Here is an 18,314-nt window from a genome sequence, read left to right as displayed (position 1 = left end):
GGCGGGGGTGTTTCTCTAGGCATCTGGGTTCCAGGTGCTGTCCAGTCCCAGGTTGCCCACGGCGCGGGCCCAGCGTTTTTCAACCGTGGCGTCCACCGCCATGCTGGCCGACTCGACCAGGCAACCGCCGGCGCTCACCGCCGCATCGGCCACGAACTCGGGCTTCGGGTTGGCCAGCGTTTCTTGCAGCGCACCTTTCATCAGGGCCAGGTCGCCGGGGTTCATGCGCACGGTGGCGGGCAAGCCGTCTTCCACCAGCTGGCTCAGGGCCTCGGCAATCACCGGGCGCAGGTGCTGGGTGTTGGTGGTGATTTCCTGGCGCACCACCTGGCGGGCCAGGTCGATCGACAGCGCCAGAATGTGGCGCGAAATCTGTTCTTCGCTCTTGCTCAGGTGCTCGCGGGTGTTGTGCAGCAGCTGGGCCATGCGCACCGCGGTTTCTTCGGCGGTCTTGCGCACCGTGGCCTCCAGGGCGTCGCGCACCTCCTGGGCACCGGCGTCGTGGCCGCAGGCAAAGCCCTCGGCATAGGCTTGCTCGCGCGCGGCCTGCAAGGCTTCGGCAGAAATGGCTGTTTCCTCGGCCTCCTCCTCTGCGCTGTCTTGTGGTCCGGCCCTGTCTTTGTCCCCGTCCATGGAAGAGAACAGCCAGGCCGAGCAGCCGTCGATTTCCTCCCTCGGAATGAACCGGGCGTAGGGGTTGGGTTTAGACGAAGCCTTCATCATCGCCTCCACCGCCAATCATGATCTGGCCTTCGTCCGAGAGCCGGCGCACGATCTTCAAGATGTCTTTTTGCTGAGCCTCCACCTCGGACAGGCGCACCGGCCCCCGCGACTCCAGGTCCTCGCGCAAGCCCTCTGCAGCGCGCGAAGACATGTTGGCGAGGATCAGTTCGCGCAGTTCCGCAGGCGCGCCCTTGAGCGCGATCACCAGGGATTCCGAGGGCACCTCTTTGAGAACCATCTGGATGGACGCCCCATCGAGCTTGAGCAAATCTTCAAAGGTGAACATCTTGTCCATGATCTTTTGCGCCAGATCGGCGTCGAAGCCACGGATCGACTCGATCACGGAACTCTCAATCTGGGTGCCCATCATGTTGATGATTTCCGCCGCTGTTTTGACGCCACCCATGGACGTCTTGCGGACCTTGTCGCCACCAGCCAGCACCTTGAACAGCACTTCATTGAGATCCTTCAGCGCAATCGGCTGAATACCCTCCAACGTTGCGATGCGCAGCATCACTTCGTTGCGGTTTCGATCGTTCAGATTTTTAAGCACGCTGGCGGTTTGGTCGGCTTCGAGGTGCACCAGGATGGCCGCCACGATCTGGGGGTGCTCGTTGCGCAGCAGTTCCGCAATGGACAGTGGGTCCATCCACTTCAGGCTTTCAATACCCGACACATCGCCGCCCTGCAAGATGCGGTCAATCAGCAGCGATGCCTTGTCATCGCCCAGGGCGCGGCGCAGCACCGCGCGCACGTAGTTGTCGGTGTCCGACACCAGCAGGCTCTGCGAGGCCGCTTCGTCGGTGAACTTTTGCATCACCTGCCCGACGCGTTCGTGGGACACGGCGCGCGTTCTGGCAATGGCCTCGCCCAGCTTCTGTACCTCCTTGGGGCTCAGGTGCTTGAACACCTCGGCCGCCTCTTCTTCGCCCAACGACATCAGAAAGATCGCGGCGTCCTGAATTCCCTGGTCTTCCATCGGGTGGTCTCGGTGTGTCTGTGTGACGGTGCAATCGGGTCAAGTCGGCGCTTCGCCATTGACCCAGCCCTTGACGATGTTGGCCACAGCCATCGGGTTTTCCAGCGCCAAACGCTTCGCATCGGTCAGGCGCAACTGCTCGGTTGTGGGCGTGTCTGTGTCCGGCATGGGCAGGCCAGGACGTTCGGGCGCTTCGTTCAGCAGGGCGCTGATTTGCGGCACCGCGGGCAGGTTGTCCTTGCGCGGCACTGCGGGTGCTTTCATCAGCTTCAAGCCCGGGCGCACCATGCCCATGAGCACCAGCAAGCCCAGGCCCAGCATGCCCAGCGGCCAGGCCAGGCTGCGCGCCAGTTCCTGGGTGTCGGTCTGCTGCCACCACGCGGCGGTTTCCACGTCGGGGGTTTTGGTCACGTTGAACACCGCGTTCACCACGTTCACCGAATCGCCGCGCTCCTGGCTGAAACCAATGGTTTCGCGCACCAGCGCCGTCATCTGCTCCAGCTGCTCGGGGGGAATCGGCACCGGGGTTTCTTTGCCGTTGCGGTCGGTGGTGGTGCGGTGGTTGATCACCACCGCCGCGCTCAGGCGGCGCACCGTGCCGCTGGCCTCGCGCACCACCTTCACCGTCTTGTCCACCTCGTAATTGATCACCGACTCGCGGCGCGAGGTGCCGGGCTTGTCGGCGTTGCTGGCCACGCCCAGCGGGGCGGCGGCCGCGTTGATGGGGGCTGTACCTGTGGCGGGCGGCTGGTTGCTTACCGCGCCGGGCACGCCAGCGGGCAGGGCGGCGCCCGGGGTGCCGTCTTCCACAATCTGCTGGCTGCGCACCGCGCCGCTTTCGGCCGTCTGGTTGGGGCGGTGCTGTTCCGAGGTGGACTCCACCAGCGAAAAGTCCAAGTCGGCGCTCACCTGCGCCTTCACATTGCCCTGGCCCACCAGCGGCTCGATCATGTCCAGAATGCGGCGGGTGTAGAGCTGCTCAATCTGCTGCGTGTATTGCAGTTTCTGCACGTCGGCGCCTTGGGCCTGGCCCTCGGGCGTGGCCGAGAGCAGGGTGCCCGCGTCGTCCACCACGCTCACCGCCTTGGGGTTCATTTCGGGCACGCTCGAAGCCACCAGGTGCACGATGCCGGCAATCTGCGACTTGTCCAGCGTGCGCCCGGGGAACAGCGTCAGCAGCACCGACGCAGTGGGTTTTTGTTGCTCGCGAAAAAAGCCATTTTGGTTGGGCAGCGCCAGGTGAATGCGCGCCGCCTGCACCGACGACAGCGACTGGATCGAGCGCGTCAGCTCCCCTTCCAGGCCGCGCTGAAATGTCAGCCGCTCTTGAAACTGCGTCATGCCAAAGCGGTTGGCTTCCATCAGCTCAAAGCCATTCACCGAGCCTTTGGGCAGGCCTTGCGAGGCCAGACGCAGGCGGGTGTCGTGCACCTTGTCGGCTGGCACCATGATGGCGCCGCCACCCTCGGTGTGCTTGTAAGGCACGTTCATCTGGGTCAGCTGCGCCACGATGGCGCCGCCGTCTTTGTCGCCCAGGTTGCTGTAGAGCACCCGCCATTCGGGCTGCTGCCCCATGAAGAAGAACGCCAGCGCCAGCGCCAGCAGCGCCAGGGCACCCAGGCCCATCTTCAGCTTCTGAGCGGGGTCCATGCGCGTCAGCCCGTCGCTGAACGCATTGCGGCTCACAGGCTGGAGTTCCATTTCGGCGACGGTGGTGCTCATGGGGAGGTCGGGCTTTGCGGTTCGGCTCAATCGGGATGAATGCCACCCCGTTGCAGACGATTATTTGGCCCCACCAACCCAGCCATAGCCATGAAAAGGCGGGGGTTTGTGCCCCTATTCCCACGGCGGCGCCACGGCCGGCTCACTAGCATCGAAGCGTACGCATATTTTGTGGAAGGAATCCGTGATGGACCTGCGAATCAACGCCCTGGGCAGCCAGGCACCCACCGGCGTCGGGCAGTCCGCCATGAAGCGCCCCGCCGCCACCGGCGCCGTGGGTGGCCAGTTCGCTGAAAGCTTCAAGACCACCCTGAAATCGGTCAGTGCGGCGCAAACGGAAGCCTCCAATTTGCAAACCCAGGTGCAGCTGGGCAACCCCGCCGTGAGCCTGGAACAAACCATGCTCGCCATGCAAAAGTCCCAAATCGGCTTTCAGGCCACGCTGCACGTGCGCAACCGCATGGTGCAGGCCTATACCGACATCATGAATATGAGTGTTTGAGGCTCCCCCCGCGCCAGCCCTAAGGGGCCGTCACCCCCCCCCCGGGGGGCAACGCTGGCGGCCTGGCAAAGCCAGTTCCGCGGCGTTCTGGGGACTTGTTTCTCACCGCGGCTCACTGCGTGTAGCCGCTGCACCGTTTCAGCGAGTTGCTTCCGCTTTTCCCTGCGCGATCTTTGGTTGACTGAATCTTGCTTCTCGCCAAGCCGCTTTCGGCGAGCAATGCCCCAACCCAGAACGCCGCGGAACTGGCTTTGCCAGGCCGCCAGCGTTGCCCCCCTGGGGGGGTGACGCACCGCAGGTGCGGCGCGGGGGGGGTCAATGGATCTTCCCGCCGTTGTCCATCAACAGCGCCAGGTCGTTCAACCACGGCTCGGCCAGGTTGCGTATTTCGGCGTCGGTGCGCAAGATGCGCTGCATGATGCGAACCTTTTCTGGGCGCTCTTCGGGGGCCAGTTGCAGCGTGCGGGCTTTGCCGCGCAGCTGGGCGATGAGCACCGCGCAGGTGCTTTCCAGCCGCACCACCTGGTCCCAATTTTCGGTTTGTGCCGCTTCCAGCATTTTCTGACTCGCGTTTTCAATCGCTTTGTAATAGTCCAACAAGGTGGGCTCCATGATCAGGCTCCAGGGCCCGTGGCAGGCTGCAAGAAGGCGGGGCTGCCGTGCTTCATTTGTTTCCAGGACTGCGCCACGGGCTCCAGCAGTGCGCTCACTTCGGCCAGCGCCTGGTCGTCGTTGCGCAGGTTGGCGTGCGTGAGCCGCACGATGCTGTAGTCGTACAGCGCGCGCAGGTTGGCCGCTATCTCGCCGCCTTGTGCCGTGTTCAGGCCCGCCTTCAGGCCTTCTTCCAAAATACGCACCGCCTTGCCAATGGCCTGACCCTTGGCGGGAATGTCTTGCCGGGCCAGAGCGCCGCGCGCTTGGGCGATGGATTGCAAGAGGGCGTCGAACAGCAGTCCCACGAGGTGGTGGGGGTCTGCGCCCTGCACGCTGGTTTCAGCGGCAACCCGTTGGTAAGCCGATGCAGCGCGAAATTTGACCGAGGTAAACATGGTGTCCATTCCTTGTGTCTGATGCCTTTTAATATCGGCACCAAGGGGCGGGACTGTAGCGTTCTGCACAGGTAAATGCGGGTGAAAGTGCATGGTGATGGCTCCTGTGCTTGGCTAGGTTCAAACCAAAAAAACCTGGTCGGGCAGCGCGCTGCGCATGGTCCAGGTGTTGGCTTTTTCCAGGGTCTGCGGGGTCAGCTGCTGCTCCGGTTCCAGAGTGCAATTTGCTGCGACACAAAAGCGCCCAGCCCGTTGAGCCTGCCCACGGCGGCGTCCATGGCGTTGTATTGGGCCAGCAGGCGCAACTCGACCCGCGCAGCCCGGTCGTTCACGCGTTCCTGTTCCAGCCCGTTGCGTTTGATGGAGGTCTGGATGGACGTTGTTTTGTTGCTCACCAGGCCATCGGCGGCCACCAGTCCGTCGGCAAAGGCCTTCACTTTCAATCCAAAGCCACGCGCTGTGGGGTCGCTGCTGGTGGCGGTGAACAGCGCTTTGACGCCGTCCAGATTGGAGAGCGCTGCGTCCAGTTTGTCGGTTTTGATCTCCAGCGTGCCGCCGGTTTTGACTTCAATGCCTATCGCCGACAAGCGTTCAAACGGGCTGCTGGAGGTGACCGAGCGCATCATGCTGCGCAACGCATTCTGCAAGCCCGTTGCCGTGGAATCTCCCTGCAATGCCCCCGCCCGCTTGGTCGCCTCATCGTAGCGGGTGGCGGTGGCCAACGTGGTGGACAGCGTGTTGTAGGCGTCTACAAAAGACTGGATGTTTTTCTTGGCTGTGTCCATATCCACCGTGATGTCAATCTCCACCGGTTCGGTCGTGACCTGGGACAGCTGGATCGTCAGGCCCGGCAGGGTGTCGCTCAGGCGGTTGCTGGCGGTGCTGATGGACACGCCATTGACGGTTGCTAATGCGTTTTGACCGGCCTGGGTTTGCCCCATACCGCTACCGCTGCCGGGGTTGAAGGCCAGCCGGCCGAGGTCGTTGCCGTCGGCGCCATCGCCGTCCACGGCCGAGATCTGAAAGCCGTTGGCTTCACCGGTTTCCTTGGAGCGCAGCAACAGGCGTTCGCCCGAGGCATCGCGCAACACCGTGGCGCTCACGCCCGAGCCTGCTTCGTTGATCTTGGCCGCAATGGCCGACAGTGAGTCTTCGGCTGCAATGGCTACGCTCACAGGGGCGCCAGCGCCGGCTTCAAACGAGCCGGTGGCCCAGCTACCGAGTGCGATGGTGAGCGTGCCCGAACCCATGGCGCTTCCCGTGGGCACTGCGCCAGACGCTGCCGACTGCGCCTTGGCCAGTTGCTGCACCTGCATGGTGATCGAGGTGGCTTGCGCACCCGCTGCGGCGGTGACGCCAATGGCCGTGGCGTTGGACGAGCTGGCCGTCACCGCGTTCCAGCCACTGCTGGTGGACAGCTTGGCCGCAGCGTCGCCCAGCGCCGACACCTGCGACTTGATGGTGCCGTAGGTGGACAGCCGGGTCTGGAACGACGTGGCCTGGGTTTGCAGCTGCTTGATGGGTGCTTTTTCCAGCGCCACCAATTGCGTCACGATGCTCTGGACATCAAGCCCGCTTCCGATGCCGGGCGAAGATATGGTGGCCATGGTGTGCCCTCCTCAAGATGGACGCACCGCACGCGAAGGCATGCGGTCTGTGCATCCCACGAATGGGATGCGCGGTGAAGCCGTGCAGGGCCCCGACCGCGCTTTCGCCGTCCCCGCAAGGGGGTGGCGGTGGTGTGGCTTGGCGCTCAGCGCAGCAGGGACAGCACGCCCTGGGGCAGCTGGTTGGCCTGCGCAATCATGGCCGTGCCGGCCTGCTGCAAGATCTGACCGCGCGACAGGTTGGCGGTTTCCTTGGCGAAGTCGGCGTCCACGATGCGACCTCGAGCAGAGGCCTCGTTTTCTGCGGCCACCTGCAGGTTGGAAATGACGGAATCAAAACGGTTCTGCACCGCACCCAGTTCAGCGCGCGTGGTGGTGATGGTGTCGATCGCCGTGTCCAGCAAATCGAGGGCGCCTTGTGCATCCGTCAGCGTGGTGATGTCGCTGCCGGTTGCTGCGGTCATGTCGGTGTCGGCCGTCAAGTCGGTCACTTCGACATCAATTTGGTCGGTTGTATCGTTGTTGGCACCCACCTGGAAGGTAAACGTTCCCGTCACACCACCGGTGCCGTCAAAGAGGTTTTGGCCGTTGAACTTGGTTCCCTCGAGAACGCGGGTCACTTCCAGCGCCAGTTGCTGGTACTCGGCGTCCAGGTTGGTGCGGTCGTCGTCAGAGTTGGAACCGTTGGCCGATTGCACAGCCAGTTCGCGCATGCGCTGCAGCGAATCGCCCACTTTCCCCAGCGCACCTTCAGCGGTTTGGGCCAGCGAAATGCCGTCGTTGGCGTTGCGAATAGCCACGTTCATGCCCTTGACCTGGGCGTTCATGCGCTCGGCAATGGCGAGGCCGGCGGCGTCATCTTTGGCGCTGTTGACACGCAAGCCCGAGGAAAGGCGCTGCATGGAGGTGGAGAGTGCGCCCGACGAAGCGGCCAGGTTGCGTTGGGCATTCAGGGACTGAACGTTGGTGTTGATGGTGCTCATGGTTAACTCCTAAAAAATGGAAACAAAGTAATCCGGCATTGCTGCCTGTCTCAACGCCAGCCAGGGGGGCTGGCCGCCATGACCGGTGCTTTTGGCTGCGCTTGCCGGCTGGGCCCATGGACCGCTCACCGCCTCGCCGCTTCTGCTTGCCGGACGACGAACCTTTCTAGAAGTTCGTTGAGTTCAATTTCGGTGGTCCTGGCCTATTCTTTAGCGGCGAGTTGTAAAGAGTGCTGCAAATAAACCGGACTTGTTGCCGGCTTTTCTGGCCTTTCTCGCTCTGCAGGTGGAGGGGTGAGTGGGGGGTGCAAATACTTTTTTCAGGTGCACCGCCCGGGGCGCTGCACAGCGGGTGTGCGGCTGTGTGCACGCCCCCGAGCGCTCTTGCGCGACGCAACCCAACGGGGGCGCCACGCTGTGACCCGGGCCTGGGTCAGGCTTGTGACAGGAGGCCCGGCCGGCCTCATTTTTGAGCACCAAGGTTGTAAGGCAAACACCTACACAAAACGGGTGACTGGATGACAGGTCAAACAGCCATTCGCCGATTAAAGAAATTTTTACGCTCGACACAATTGCATACATCAGGTCAGGAAACGTAAGCAACCCCGCACACCAAACCGACCACTCATCAAGGAGCACCCCATGGACAGCGAACAACTCTTGGCCGAAATCCGCGAAGCCAATCTGACCTACCTCATGCTGGCTCAGAACCTGATTCGCAAGGACCGCGCAGAAGCGTTGTTCCGCCTGGGTCTGACCGAAGAAGCCGCTGACCTGCTGGGCATGCTGTCCACCGCTCAGTTGCTCAAAATTGCTTCGAGCAACATGCTGCTGTGCCGCTTCCGGGTGGACGACGACCTGGTGTGGAACCTGCTGACCAACCACAACGTGAAGAAGGTGGACAACAGCACCACCACCCAGCTGCACGCCAGCATCTTGATGGCCGGCCGCTACGCCGAGTCAATGTCTGCGCACTGAGCCCTGCTCATCTGCACCGTCCGCTTGCGCACCGCACGTCACACAGGGATAGAACAACATGGCAACGCAAAAAAGCATCCTCGGCGAATCGCGCGACATCGAGCGCGCCATCTCCTTGATCAAGCTCGGCGCCCGGCTGCAGGTGCTGGAATACGAGACCAGCCTGTCTTACGAGCGGCTGTTGCGTCTGTACAAGGAAGTGGCGGGCAAAAGCCCGTCCAAAGGCCAGCTGCCTTTCTCCACCGACTGGTTCCTCACCTGGCAGCCCAACATCCACGCTTCGTTGTTTCTCAACATCCACGAGTACCTGTCGAAGACGAGTGAGCTGGAAGAGATTGACACCGTGATCAAGGCTTTTGGCTTGTACAACGAGCAAATGCAGGCCAGCGCCATTGAGCCGCTGTTGTCGGTGACCCGGGCCTGGCGCCTGGTGAAGTTTGTCGACAACGGCATGCTCACCCTGACCAAGTGCTCTTGCTGCAGCGGCCACTTTGTGACCGAGCCCTATGAAAACGCCCGCAACTTTGTATGCGGCATGTGCGAGCCACCGGCACGCGCCGGCAAGGGCAGCGCCAGCGGCGGGTTGCGCCTGCACTGAACGCGCGGCGCGTGTTGCGCCATCAATCGAAATGGGCCCCTATGTGGGCCCATTTCGCGTTTATGCAAAGCCTCAATCGGTCCTAGAGTCAACCGATAGAAAGAGCGGTGCTGAAGTGCTCACGCACAGCGCGTGAGACGGTCATTTTTCAGGGTCAAAAACATGTTTGTCGTCATTGGTTGGGTGGTCGTGCTGGGTTGCGTGTTCGGGGTGTTCATTGCCCACGGCGGCAACATGGGCCCGATTTTGAAGGCGCTGCCCTGGGAAATGACCATGATCGGCGGCGCAACGCTGGGGGCCTTTCTGGTGAACAACCAGATGACGGTCATCAAGTCCACCGTCGCCAGTACCGTGGCGTGCTTCAAGGGCAGCAAGTACACCAAGGCGCGCTACATGGAGCTGCTGGCCCTGCAATTTGATATTTTGCAAAAGGCCCGCAAGGAAGGTCTGATGGCGATTGAGCAGGACGTGGAAAAACCCGAGCAGTCGGCCTTGTTCAAGAAGTACCCCACGGTGGGCAGCGACCACCATGTGGTGGAGTTCATCACCGATTACCTGCGCATGATGGTGTCGGGCAACTTGAATGCGCATGAAATCGAGTCGCTGATGGACAGCGAAATTGAAACCCACCACCACGAAGCCCATGCCCCGGTGGCTGCCATGCAGCGCGTGGCCGGCGGCTTGCCCGCGTTTGGCATTGTGGCGGCGGTGTTGGGTGTGGTGAAAACCATGGGCAGCGTGGGCCAGCCGCCGGCGGTGCTGGGGGCCATGATCGGTTCGGCGTTGGTGGGCACCTTTCTGGGCATTTTGCTGGCCTACGCCTTTGCCGAGCCGCTGGCCGGCCTGATGGAGCAGAAGGTGGAAGAAAGCGGCAAAGAATTGCAATGCATCAAGACCACACTGCTGGCCAGCATGCAGGGCTACGCACCCGCCACGGCCATCGAGTTCGGCCGCAAGGTGTTGCTGTCTACCGTGCGGCCTTCCTTTACAGAACTTGAAGGCCATGTGAAAGGCAAGAAATGAAAGCGCCCCTGCGCCGCTTCGCGTCACCCCCCCAAGGGGGCGGCATCTCGCTCCGGCAAAGCCGGCACCTCGCTGCCCTCGGTCGGGGGCACCTGCGCTGGAGAGTGGTTGCGCGCAACACGCAGCAAGCGGACACAACTTTTTCGGCGCGCGTGGCTTGCCCAAGGGCAGCGCGGAACCGGCTTTGCCGGGCCGCCAGTGCCGCCCCGCTAGGGGGGTCGCACGCAGCGCAGCGGGGGGGAGACTACCGTGGCTGAAGGCAAAAAACTGCAGCCCATCATCATCAAGCGCATCAAGAAGAAGGGGCATTCGGCGCACGGTGGGGCCTGGAAAATTGCCTATGCCGACTTCGTGACCGCGATGATGGCGTTCTTTCTGCTCATGTGGTTGCTGGGCTCCACGTCCAGTGGCGACCGCAACGGCATTGCCGACTATTTCAGCAACCCGATCAAGGTGTCGCTCATGGGGGGCGACGGCACGGGCAACAGCGACAGCATCTTGCCCGGTGGCGGGCGCGACCTGAGCCAGGCGGCCGGGCAGGTGGACGGCGGCGATGCCCAGCGCGCCGCCAAGCTCATGGGGGCGCAAATGGCGCGCGCCGAGCAGGCGCGCCGCGACGAGATTCGCATCGACGCCTTGCAGCGAAAAATCACGGCCTTGATTGCCAACACCCCGCAGCTGGCCGAGTTTGGTGCACAGATCCAGCTCGATAAAACGGCCGACGGCCTGCACATTCAGATTGTGGACGCGCAAAACCGGCCCATGTTTGACACCGGCAGCGCCCTGGTGAAGCCCTACATGCGCGATATTTTGCGGGCCATTGGTGCCTCGCTGGGCGATGTGGAAAACCGCATTGCGCTGGCCGGGCACACCGACGCCACCCCCTACGGCAGCGGGCAGCGGGGCTACAGCAACTGGGAGTTGTCGGCCGACCGGGCCAACGCCACGCGCCGCGAGCTGGTGGCCGGCGGCCTGCCCGACAACAAGTTGTTGCGCGTGGAGGGCCTGGCGTCGAGCCAACTGCGCACGCCCGAGGCGCCTGGCGACGCCGTCAACCGGCGCATCAGCATCGTGATCTTGACCAAAGAAGCCGAAGCGCGCATGTTGCCGGCGGCTGCAGCCAGCGCCTCCAGTGCGCCGGCCGTGAACGAATCGATCCCTTCACCCCCCGCTTTGCCCGCCGGTGCGTTGCCCGGGCTTCAGATTTCCCCAGAAGTGACGAAACCCCAAGCAGAGACAGGGCGCTGAGGCGCCACCGCTGCACCCTGTTTTTTTCCTCTTTCCTCCCGTGGAGGTATTCATGGCCAGCCCGATGAAATTCTTGATCGTTGACGACTTTTCCACCATGCGCCGCATTGTGCGCAACTTGCTCAAGGAGATCGGACACACCGAGGCTGATGAGGCCGAGGACGGTGCCATTGCGCTCAACAAGCTGCGCAACGGCACCTTCAACTTCGTCGTCAGCGACATCAACATGCCCAACATGAACGGGTTTGAGCTGCTGACCGAGATCAAGAAAGACCCGGCGCTCAAGCACCTGCCGGTGCTGATGGTGACCGCCGAGGCGCGCAAGGAAGACATCGTGATGGCCGCACAGGGTGGCGCGGCGGGCTACATCGTGAAGCCTTTCACCAAGGCCACGCTGGAAGACAAGCTGAGCAACATCTTTAAAAAACTGGGCCTTTGAGGCTTTCAGGGAGGCACCACCATGGTCAGCAGTGTTCAAGATTCGCCCAGCAGTACCGACATGTTTCAACAGCTGGGCTCCATCACCCGCCAGCTCCACGACGCGCTCAAAGAGCTCGGCTACACCGACAGGCTCAAGGGCACGGTCGACCAGTTGCCCGACGCGCAGAGCCGCTTGTCCTACATCGCGCGGCTCACGGGTGAGGCCGCTGAAAAGGTGTTGAACGAGGTGGAGGTGGCCAAGACCGAGCAGGCCCTGATTGCCGAGCGCGGGCGCCAGCTGACCGACACCATTCGCCGCGTACCCGGCCTGGCCAAAGCCATGCCCGAGCTGCTGGCGTGGAGCCAGGACGTGGTGAGCACCAGCGAAAAGAGCGATGCGCGCCTGACCGAAATCATGATGGCGCAAGACTTTCATGACCTGACCGGCCAGGTGATTGCCCGCGTGGTGCAGCTGGCCAGCACGATCGAAGAGCAGTTGCTGGGTTTGCTGTTGCAGTCGGCCCCCAGCGGCCAGCCCGGTCAAGACCATGCTTATGAACTGGCTGGCCCGGTGGTGAGCCCCGAGGGCCGCACCGACGTGGTGAACGACCAGGCGCAGGTGGACGACTTGCTGGCGAGTTTGGGCTTTTAACGACCCACCCCCGCCGCGCTGCGCGCGACCCCCTGCGAGGGGGCGCCACTGGCGGCCTGGCAAAGCCAGTTCCGCGGTGGCCTAGGTTGGGGCGTTTCGCGCCGGTAGGTGCATCGCTCGCATTTCATGCAGATACGGTGACGTTGCGTCTTTGCTCCCGGAAAAGCGTGGTTCCACACCGGCTTATTCCCCTTTAGTTTTCCCACCTGAATTCCACAATCTGTCTCATCCACCCGATGAGTCACAGCCATGGAATCTTCCAGTCAGGACAAGAACCTACCCGCGACCGCGCAGCGCCTGAAAAAGGCTCGCGACGACGGCCAGGTTGCGCGTTCCCGAGACCTGTCCAACCTGGCGGTGCTCGGGGGCGGCGCCATGGTGCTCATTGCCTTGCTACCCACGGGCTTTGAAATGCTGCGCAGTGGCATGGGCCAGCAGATGCGCTTTGACCACAGCGCACTGCAACACCCCGAGCTGCTGCTGCAGCGCCTGGTGGACGGCGCGGTGCACGGGCTTTCGCTGATCTTGCCGCTGGGCTTGCTGGTGCTGGCCATTTCGCTGGGCTCGGCCTTGGCGTCGGGCAGCTGGGCCATCAGCACCCAACCCATCACGCCCGACCTCACGCGCCTGAGCCCGCTGAAAGGCTTGGGCCGCCTGTTTTCCAAGCAGCAGGTGGTGGACACCTTGAAGCTCGCCGGCATTGCGGCGGTGGTGGGCGTGGTGGCCTGGCAATTTTTGGCGGCCCACATGGAAGCCTTTGGCACGCTGCTGATGCGGCCGCTGGAAGGCGCCTTGGGCCAGCTGGGCGCCTGGATGACCACCGGCGTGAGCCTTTTGCTGTTGGTGGTGGCGTTCTTCGCCATCATCGACGTGCCGATCCAGAAGTTTTTGCACGCCAGCCGGCTGAAGATGTCGATGGAAGAGGTGAAGCGCGAGCACAAGGAAAGCGAAGGCGACCCGCAGATGAAGGGCAAGCGCCGCCAGCGCCAGCGCGAACTGGCGCAGCGCAACAGCGTGGGGGCGGTACCCCGGGCCGACCTGGTGGTGATGAACCCCACCCACTACGCCGTGGCCATTAGGTACGACGACGCCACCATGAACGCCCCGCGCGTGGTGGCCAAGGGCGCCGACCTGCTGGCTCTGCGCATCCGCGACATGGCCAAGGCGCACGACGTGCCGGTGCTGCAGTCGCCCATGCTGGCGCGCGCGCTGTATGCCCACGCCGAGCTGGACGGCGAAGTGCCCACGGCGCTGTACACCGCCGTGGCGCAGGTGCTGGCCTATGTGTACCAGCTCAAGGCCGCCATGGGCGGGCAGGGCGCCATGCCCGGCGCCGCACCCACGCCGGTGGTGCCGCAAGAGCTGGACCCGCATTGGAAAAAACCCGCTAGCGAGACCGCCGCATGAATGCCCAGTTGACCTTTGCCAGGCAATGGCTGGCCCGCCACGCCGCCTGGGCCCAGGGCCTGGCAGCGCCGCTGCTGGTGATCACGGTGCTGTCGATGATGGTGCTGCCGCTGGCCCCGTGGGTGCTCGACACGTTTTTCACGCTCAACATTGCGCTGGCGCTGATCGTGATGATGGTGGCCGCCTACATGCGCCGCCCGCTGGACTTCTCGGTGTTTCCCACGGTGTTGCTGCTCACCACGCTGCTGCGCCTGTCGCTCAACGTGGCGTCCACCCGGGTGGTGCTGCTGGAGGGCCACACCGGTCCCGGCGCCGCCGGCGCGGTGATTGAGGCCTTTGGCAGCTTCCTGATTGGCGGCAACTTTGCCGTGGGTTTCATTGTGTTTGCCATTCTGGTGGTGATCAACTTTGTCGTGATCACCAAGGGCTCCGAGCGCATTGCCGAGGTGTCGGCCCGCTTCACGCTGGACGCCATGCCCGGCAAGCAAATGGCCATTGACGCCGACCTGGGCGCGGGCCTGATCGACGAGAAGGAAGCCAAACGCCGCCGCGCCGAAGTGGGTGAAGAGGCCGAGTTCTTTGGCTCCATGGACGGTGCTTCCAAGTTTGTGCGCGGTGATGCCATTGCCGGCATCTTGATTCTGATCATCAACATCATTGGCGGTTTTGCCGTGGGCGTGATGCAGCATGGCTTGTCGGTGGGCGAAGCAGCCGACAGCTACATCCTGCTGGCCGTGGGTGACGCGCTGGTGGCGCAGATTCCAGGTCTGCTGATCTCGGTGGCAGCGGCCATGGTGGTGTCGCGCGTGGGCAAAGACGCCGACCTCGGTGGCCAGGTCATGGACCAGATGTTTCTGTCCAGCAAGGTCATGGGCATCACGGCAGCGGTGCTGTTTTTGCTGGGGGTGGTGCCCGGCATGCCGCACGCGGTGTTTCTGAGCTTTGCGGCCGTCATAGGCGCCATCGCCTGGTGGCGGCTGCAGGCTGACAACCGCCCGGTGGCCACCGAGCCCGAGGCCCAGGCGGTGAACCCCGACGGCGAAGCCACCTGGGACGACCTGCAGCCGGTGGACCTGCTGGGCCTTGAGCTGGGCTACCGCCTCATTGCCATGGTGGACAAGGCCCGCCAGGGCGACCTGCTCACCCGCATCAAGGGCGTGCGCAAGAAATTTGCGCAAGAGGTGGGCTTCTTGCCGCCCGCTGTGCACGTGCGCGACAACCTGGAACTGCGCCCCAGCGGCTACCGCATCACCCTGCGCGGCGTGGTGGTGGGCGAGGGCGAGGTGTTCCCCGGCATGTTCCTGGCCATCGACCCCGGTGGCATTGGTACCCCCCTCATTGGCACCCCCACCACCGACCCCGCCTTTGGTTTGCCCGCGCACTGGATCGAAGACAAGCAAAGGGAACACGCGCAAATGGCGGGTTTTACGGTGGTTGATTCCGAGACCGTGCTGGCCACGCATCTTTCACACTTGATGCAAGTCCAGGCAGCCAAGTTGCTGAGCCGGACGGAGACCCAGGACCTCGTTGAACACGTGACCCGCCTGGCCCCGAAACTGATCGAAGAAGTCGTCCCGAAAATGATCTCTGTCGCCGCCTTCCAGAAAGTCTTGCAGCTGCTGCTGGAAGAGTCTGTGCATGTGCGCGACATCCGCACCATCATCGAGTCGATTGCCGAACACGCCACCGCCACCACCGACCCGGTGGAGCTGGCCCGGCGGGTGCGCATGGCGCTGGCCCCGGCCATCGTGCAGCAAATTTACGGCCCGGTGAAAGAGCTGGAAGTGATCGCCATCGAGCCCGGCCTGGAGCGCCTGCTGATGCAGGCCCTGTCGGGTGCGGCCAACGGCGCACTGGACCCCGGTGTGGCCGAAATGCTCAGCAAGTCGGCCACCGAAATGGCCAACCGCCAGGAAGAAAAAGGCGTGCCTGCCTGCCTGCTGGTGCCCGACGCCATTCGCAACGCCATGGCCCGCCTGCTCCGGCGCGCTGCGCCGCGCTTGCAGGTGCTGTCGCACAGCGAAATTCCTGACACCCACCTCATCCGCATTGGCCCGATTCTTGGAGAGCTAGCCCAATGAACATCCAGCGATTCACCGCACCCACCTCGCGTGAAGCCATGGCCAAGGCGCGCAACACCTTTGGCGACAGCGCGGTCATTTTGTCCACCCGCTCCACCGAAGACGGCTTTGAGGTGATGGCCGCTTCGGAAGAAAGTCTGGCTTCGCTGGCGGTCAGCGCCCAGGCCAACGCCCGCGCCGAGCGCGCCCCGGCGCCCATCCGCACCCGGGCGCCACAGCCCGCGACACAGCCTGCGCCTGCGCTGCCCAGCACGGTGGAAGAAGACACCGAAGCCCTGGCCATGAGCACCCTGTCGTTTCAGGAATATGTGCGCGAACGCATGCTGCGCAAGCGCCGTGAAGCGATGGGCGGTGTGAGCGAGCCCGTGCCCGAAGCCCCCGCTGCTGCGCCCCCACCCGCTGTGCGCCGCGCCGCGCCCATCCAGGCGCCGGTGCAGCGCTTCAACGCAGCACCCGTCCCGCTCGTTGCCCAGGTGCCCCAGCCCATTCGCACCCGCAGCACCCCCGAAACAGCCTGGGAAGACTCGGCACCGCCCCGGCGCTACGCCGACCCGCGCGCGCCCCAAGACGCTCGCGAGCCGCGCGACAGTGGCGTGGCGGTGGAGCTGTCGGCCCTGAAGGACATGATTGAAGAGCGCTTCAACACGCTGGCCTGGCTCGGTTCGTCCAAGCAAAACCCGATCCAGTCCAACCTGATGCTTAAACTCATTCGGGCCGGCTATTCGCCCACCTTGTCCCGCGCCGTGCTGGAGCGCGTGCCCACCGAAGCCGGTGCCCCCGAAGCGGTGCGCACACTCATGGATGTGATCACCCGCAACCTCAAGGTGGTGACACCCACCAGCAGCCTGTGTGACGAAGGCGGCGTGGTGTCGCTGATTGGCGCCACCGGCGTGGGCAAAACCACCACCGCCGCCAAGCTGGCCGCCCAGTGCGTCAAGCAGTTTGGTGCCGGCAGCGTGGGCCTGATCACGCTGGACACCTACCGCGTCTCGGGCTACGAACAGCTGCGCGCCTATGGCCGCATGCTCGGTGTGGTGGCCCACCTGGCGCACGACCGCGCCGCGCTCAAAGACCTGCTCAATCTGCTGGCCAACAAGCGCATGGTCGTCATCGACACCGCTGGCCTGGGACAGCGCGACCAGCGCATCCAGGACATGCTGGACGTGCTGGACATGCCCAAGGTCAAGAAGTGCCTGGTGCTCAACGCCGGCGCGCACGGCGACACGCTGGACGATGTGCTCACCGCCTTCAAGGCCAGCACGCTGCACGGTGTGGTGCTGAGCAAGGTGGACGAAGCCGTGAAGCTCGGCCCCGCCATCGACGCCCTCATTCGCCACCAGGTGGTGCTGCGCGGTGTGGCCAACGGCCAGCGCGTGCCCGAAGACTGGCAAAACCCCGACGCCGCAGCGCTGGTGCGCATGTCCATGGGCAGCCAGACCAAGTCGGCGTTTGACCCGCTGTCCACCGACATGGGTTTTTACTTCTCGCAGTCTTCTGGCCGTGGCCTTGATCTGGGAGCCTCCCATGTTTGACATCGGCTTTGACCAGGCCGCCGGCTTACGCGCCCAACCCGTGCCAGCCACCGGTCCCAGCCTCATGCCCGTGGCCAGCCCGGCGCAGCCTGCGCGGGCCTACGAAATGCTGTGCACCCTGGCCGCCCACCTCACGGCGCTGGGCCGTGCGGTGGTCATCATCGACGGCACCGCCACCGAAGCCGCTGCACGCCGTTCCAACGACGGCAGCCACCTCGGTTTGCAACATGCCTTGAACGACCCCTCCATCGCCGGGCTGGACCGCCCGGTGGACCACGCCGAATGGCTGGTGATGCCCGGCGCCCTGGGTCTGCAAGCCTTGCAGCAAACCAGCCGGGCCGCCGGTGCTGCGGTGGCGGTCTCCCGGCTGCTCTCGCCCTTCGCACCGGGTGTGCTGGTGCTGCTGTTTGCGCCTGCTTTTGTGCTCGGCCAGCTGCTGGGTGGCTTGCCGGCACACGCGCTGGTGCCGGTGCTCAACCAGCCGCAAGCCACGGTGGACGCTTACGGTGCGCTCAAGCTGCTGCACGCCGCAGGCCTGTCGCCCGTGTTGGCGCCGCTGGCCACCGACGAGACGACCGCGCAGATTCCCTTGCAGCAGGTGGTGGTTTCCGTGACCGACTGCGCCCAGCGCCACTTGGGTGTGGCGGTGCACGCCTGGCCCGTGAACACCTGGGGCGCCTGTGTGCAGGCCAGCGCCATCACGCCGCCAGCCCGCACCCGCCACCAGCAAACCCCACACACGCACCGGGGGCTGACCCTGGATGCCTTGGGCGCAGACCGTTCAGCGGCCGTCCACCTCTGGAGCTGATG

18 protein-coding genes are annotated in these 18,314 nt (G+C 63.9%); 11 read left to right on the top strand and 7 right to left on the bottom strand.

What is annotated here, in order from left to right:
* Positions 1-15 precede the first annotated feature (15 nt).
* From ACTG4K_RS04330 to fliF, 3 genes are read right to left on the bottom strand one after another with little or no spacing between them, the layout of a single operon-like run.
* The gene (locus tag ACTG4K_RS04330) at positions 16-720 is read right to left on the bottom strand and encodes a FliH/SctL family protein (RefSeq protein ID WP_439112963.1); all 705 of its coding nucleotides are present in this window, start codon (positions 718-720) and stop codon (positions 16-18) included.
* Positions 704-1,702, bottom strand: coding sequence for a flagellar motor switch protein FliG (gene fliG, locus ACTG4K_RS04325; protein WP_439112962.1), 999 nt, complete (start codon positions 1,700-1,702; stop codon positions 704-706). Before fliG ends, ACTG4K_RS04330 begins: the two co-directional genes overlap by 17 nt.
* Before the next feature lie 39 nt (positions 1,703-1,741).
* Positions 1,742-3,424, bottom strand: coding sequence for a flagellar basal-body MS-ring/collar protein FliF (gene fliF / locus ACTG4K_RS04320; protein WP_439112961.1), 1,683 nt, complete (start codon positions 3,422-3,424; stop codon positions 1,742-1,744).
* A gap of 187 nt (positions 3,425-3,611) precedes the next feature.
* Here fliF and fliE point away from each other — a divergent pair, with 187 nt between their 5' ends.
* On the top strand, positions 3,612-3,926 hold the full coding sequence (gene fliE / locus ACTG4K_RS04315; RefSeq protein ID WP_439112960.1) for a flagellar hook-basal body complex protein FliE: 315 nt from the start codon (positions 3,612-3,614) through the stop codon (positions 3,924-3,926).
* A gap of 315 nt (positions 3,927-4,241) precedes the next feature.
* On the opposite strand, the gene ACTG4K_RS04310 is transcribed toward fliE, so the two are convergent.
* From ACTG4K_RS04310 to ACTG4K_RS04295, 4 genes are all read right to left on the bottom strand, one after another.
* Positions 4,242-4,538, bottom strand: a complete 297-nt coding sequence (locus ACTG4K_RS04310) for a flagellar protein FliT (protein ID WP_439112959.1) — start codon at positions 4,536-4,538, stop codon at positions 4,242-4,244.
* A 2-nt stretch (positions 4,539-4,540) separates the two neighbouring features.
* Entirely contained in the window at positions 4,541-4,975 is a 435-nt protein-coding gene (fliS, locus tag ACTG4K_RS04305; RefSeq protein WP_439112958.1) for a flagellar export chaperone FliS, read from the bottom strand.
* A gap of 194 nt (positions 4,976-5,169) precedes the next feature.
* Positions 5,170-6,582: a flagellar filament capping protein FliD gene (gene fliD, locus ACTG4K_RS04300; protein WP_439112957.1), complete on the bottom strand. Its 1,413-nt coding sequence runs from the start codon at positions 6,580-6,582 to the stop codon at positions 5,170-5,172.
* 146 nt (positions 6,583-6,728) lie between these two features.
* Positions 6,729-7,565, bottom strand: a complete 837-nt coding sequence (locus ACTG4K_RS04295; protein WP_439112956.1) for a flagellin domain-containing protein — start codon at positions 7,563-7,565, stop codon at positions 6,729-6,731.
* A gap of 642 nt (positions 7,566-8,207) precedes the next feature.
* On the opposite strand from ACTG4K_RS04295, the gene flhD reads away from it, so the two are divergent.
* The 10 genes from flhD to ACTG4K_RS04245 all read left to right on the top strand — a co-directional run bounded on the left by flhD (position 8,208) and on the right by ACTG4K_RS04245 (position 18,312).
* On the top strand, positions 8,208-8,543 hold the full coding sequence (gene flhD / locus ACTG4K_RS04290) for a flagellar transcriptional regulator FlhD (RefSeq protein WP_439112955.1): 336 nt from the start codon (positions 8,208-8,210) through the stop codon (positions 8,541-8,543).
* 58 nt (positions 8,544-8,601) lie between these two features.
* The gene (gene flhC / locus ACTG4K_RS04285; RefSeq protein ID WP_439112954.1) at positions 8,602-9,141 is read left to right on the top strand and encodes a flagellar transcriptional regulator FlhC; all 540 of its coding nucleotides are present in this window, start codon (positions 8,602-8,604) and stop codon (positions 9,139-9,141) included.
* 162 nt (positions 9,142-9,303) lie between these two features.
* Positions 9,304-10,164, top strand: coding sequence for a flagellar motor stator protein MotA (gene motA / locus ACTG4K_RS04280; RefSeq protein ID WP_439112953.1), 861 nt, complete (start codon positions 9,304-9,306; stop codon positions 10,162-10,164).
* Positions 10,165-10,413: 249 nt separating this feature from the next.
* A complete protein-coding gene (gene motB / locus ACTG4K_RS04275; protein WP_439112952.1) occupies positions 10,414-11,412 on the top strand; it encodes a flagellar motor protein MotB in 999 nt (332 codons plus the stop codon).
* 52 nt (positions 11,413-11,464) lie between these two features.
* Entirely contained in the window at positions 11,465-11,851 is a 387-nt protein-coding gene (cheY, locus tag ACTG4K_RS04270) for a chemotaxis response regulator CheY (protein ID WP_439112951.1), read from the top strand.
* A 21-nt stretch (positions 11,852-11,872) separates the two neighbouring features.
* Positions 11,873-12,484, top strand: coding sequence for a protein phosphatase CheZ (locus ACTG4K_RS04265; protein ID WP_439112950.1), 612 nt, complete (start codon positions 11,873-11,875; stop codon positions 12,482-12,484).
* 249 nt (positions 12,485-12,733) lie between these two features.
* On the top strand, positions 12,734-13,891 hold the full coding sequence (locus tag ACTG4K_RS04260) for an EscU/YscU/HrcU family type III secretion system export apparatus switch protein (protein WP_439112949.1): 1,158 nt from the start codon (positions 12,734-12,736) through the stop codon (positions 13,889-13,891).
* Positions 13,888-15,972 (top strand): flagellar biosynthesis protein FlhA, encoded by a 2,085-nt coding sequence (gene flhA / locus ACTG4K_RS04255; protein ID WP_439112948.1) that lies wholly within the window; start codon positions 13,888-13,890, stop codon positions 15,970-15,972. The genes ACTG4K_RS04260 and flhA overlap by 4 nt, the downstream gene beginning before the upstream one ends.
* On the top strand, positions 15,969-17,504 hold the full coding sequence (gene flhF, locus ACTG4K_RS04250; RefSeq protein WP_439112947.1) for a flagellar biosynthesis protein FlhF: 1,536 nt from the start codon (positions 15,969-15,971) through the stop codon (positions 17,502-17,504). The genes flhA and flhF overlap by 4 nt, the downstream gene beginning before the upstream one ends.
* Entirely contained in the window at positions 17,497-18,312 is an 816-nt protein-coding gene (locus ACTG4K_RS04245) for a hypothetical protein (protein WP_439112946.1), read from the top strand. Before flhF ends, ACTG4K_RS04245 begins: the two co-directional genes overlap by 8 nt.
* Positions 18,313-18,314 lie beyond the last annotated feature (2 nt).

The sequence above is a fragment of the Hydrogenophaga sp. genome (assembly GCF_965657535.1).
In the GTDB taxonomy this organism is placed as follows: Bacteria; Pseudomonadota; Gammaproteobacteria; order Burkholderiales; family Burkholderiaceae_C; genus Hydrogenophaga.
Note: the sequence above shows the minus strand (reverse complement) of the source record. Positions and strands in the feature narration are given on the sequence as shown.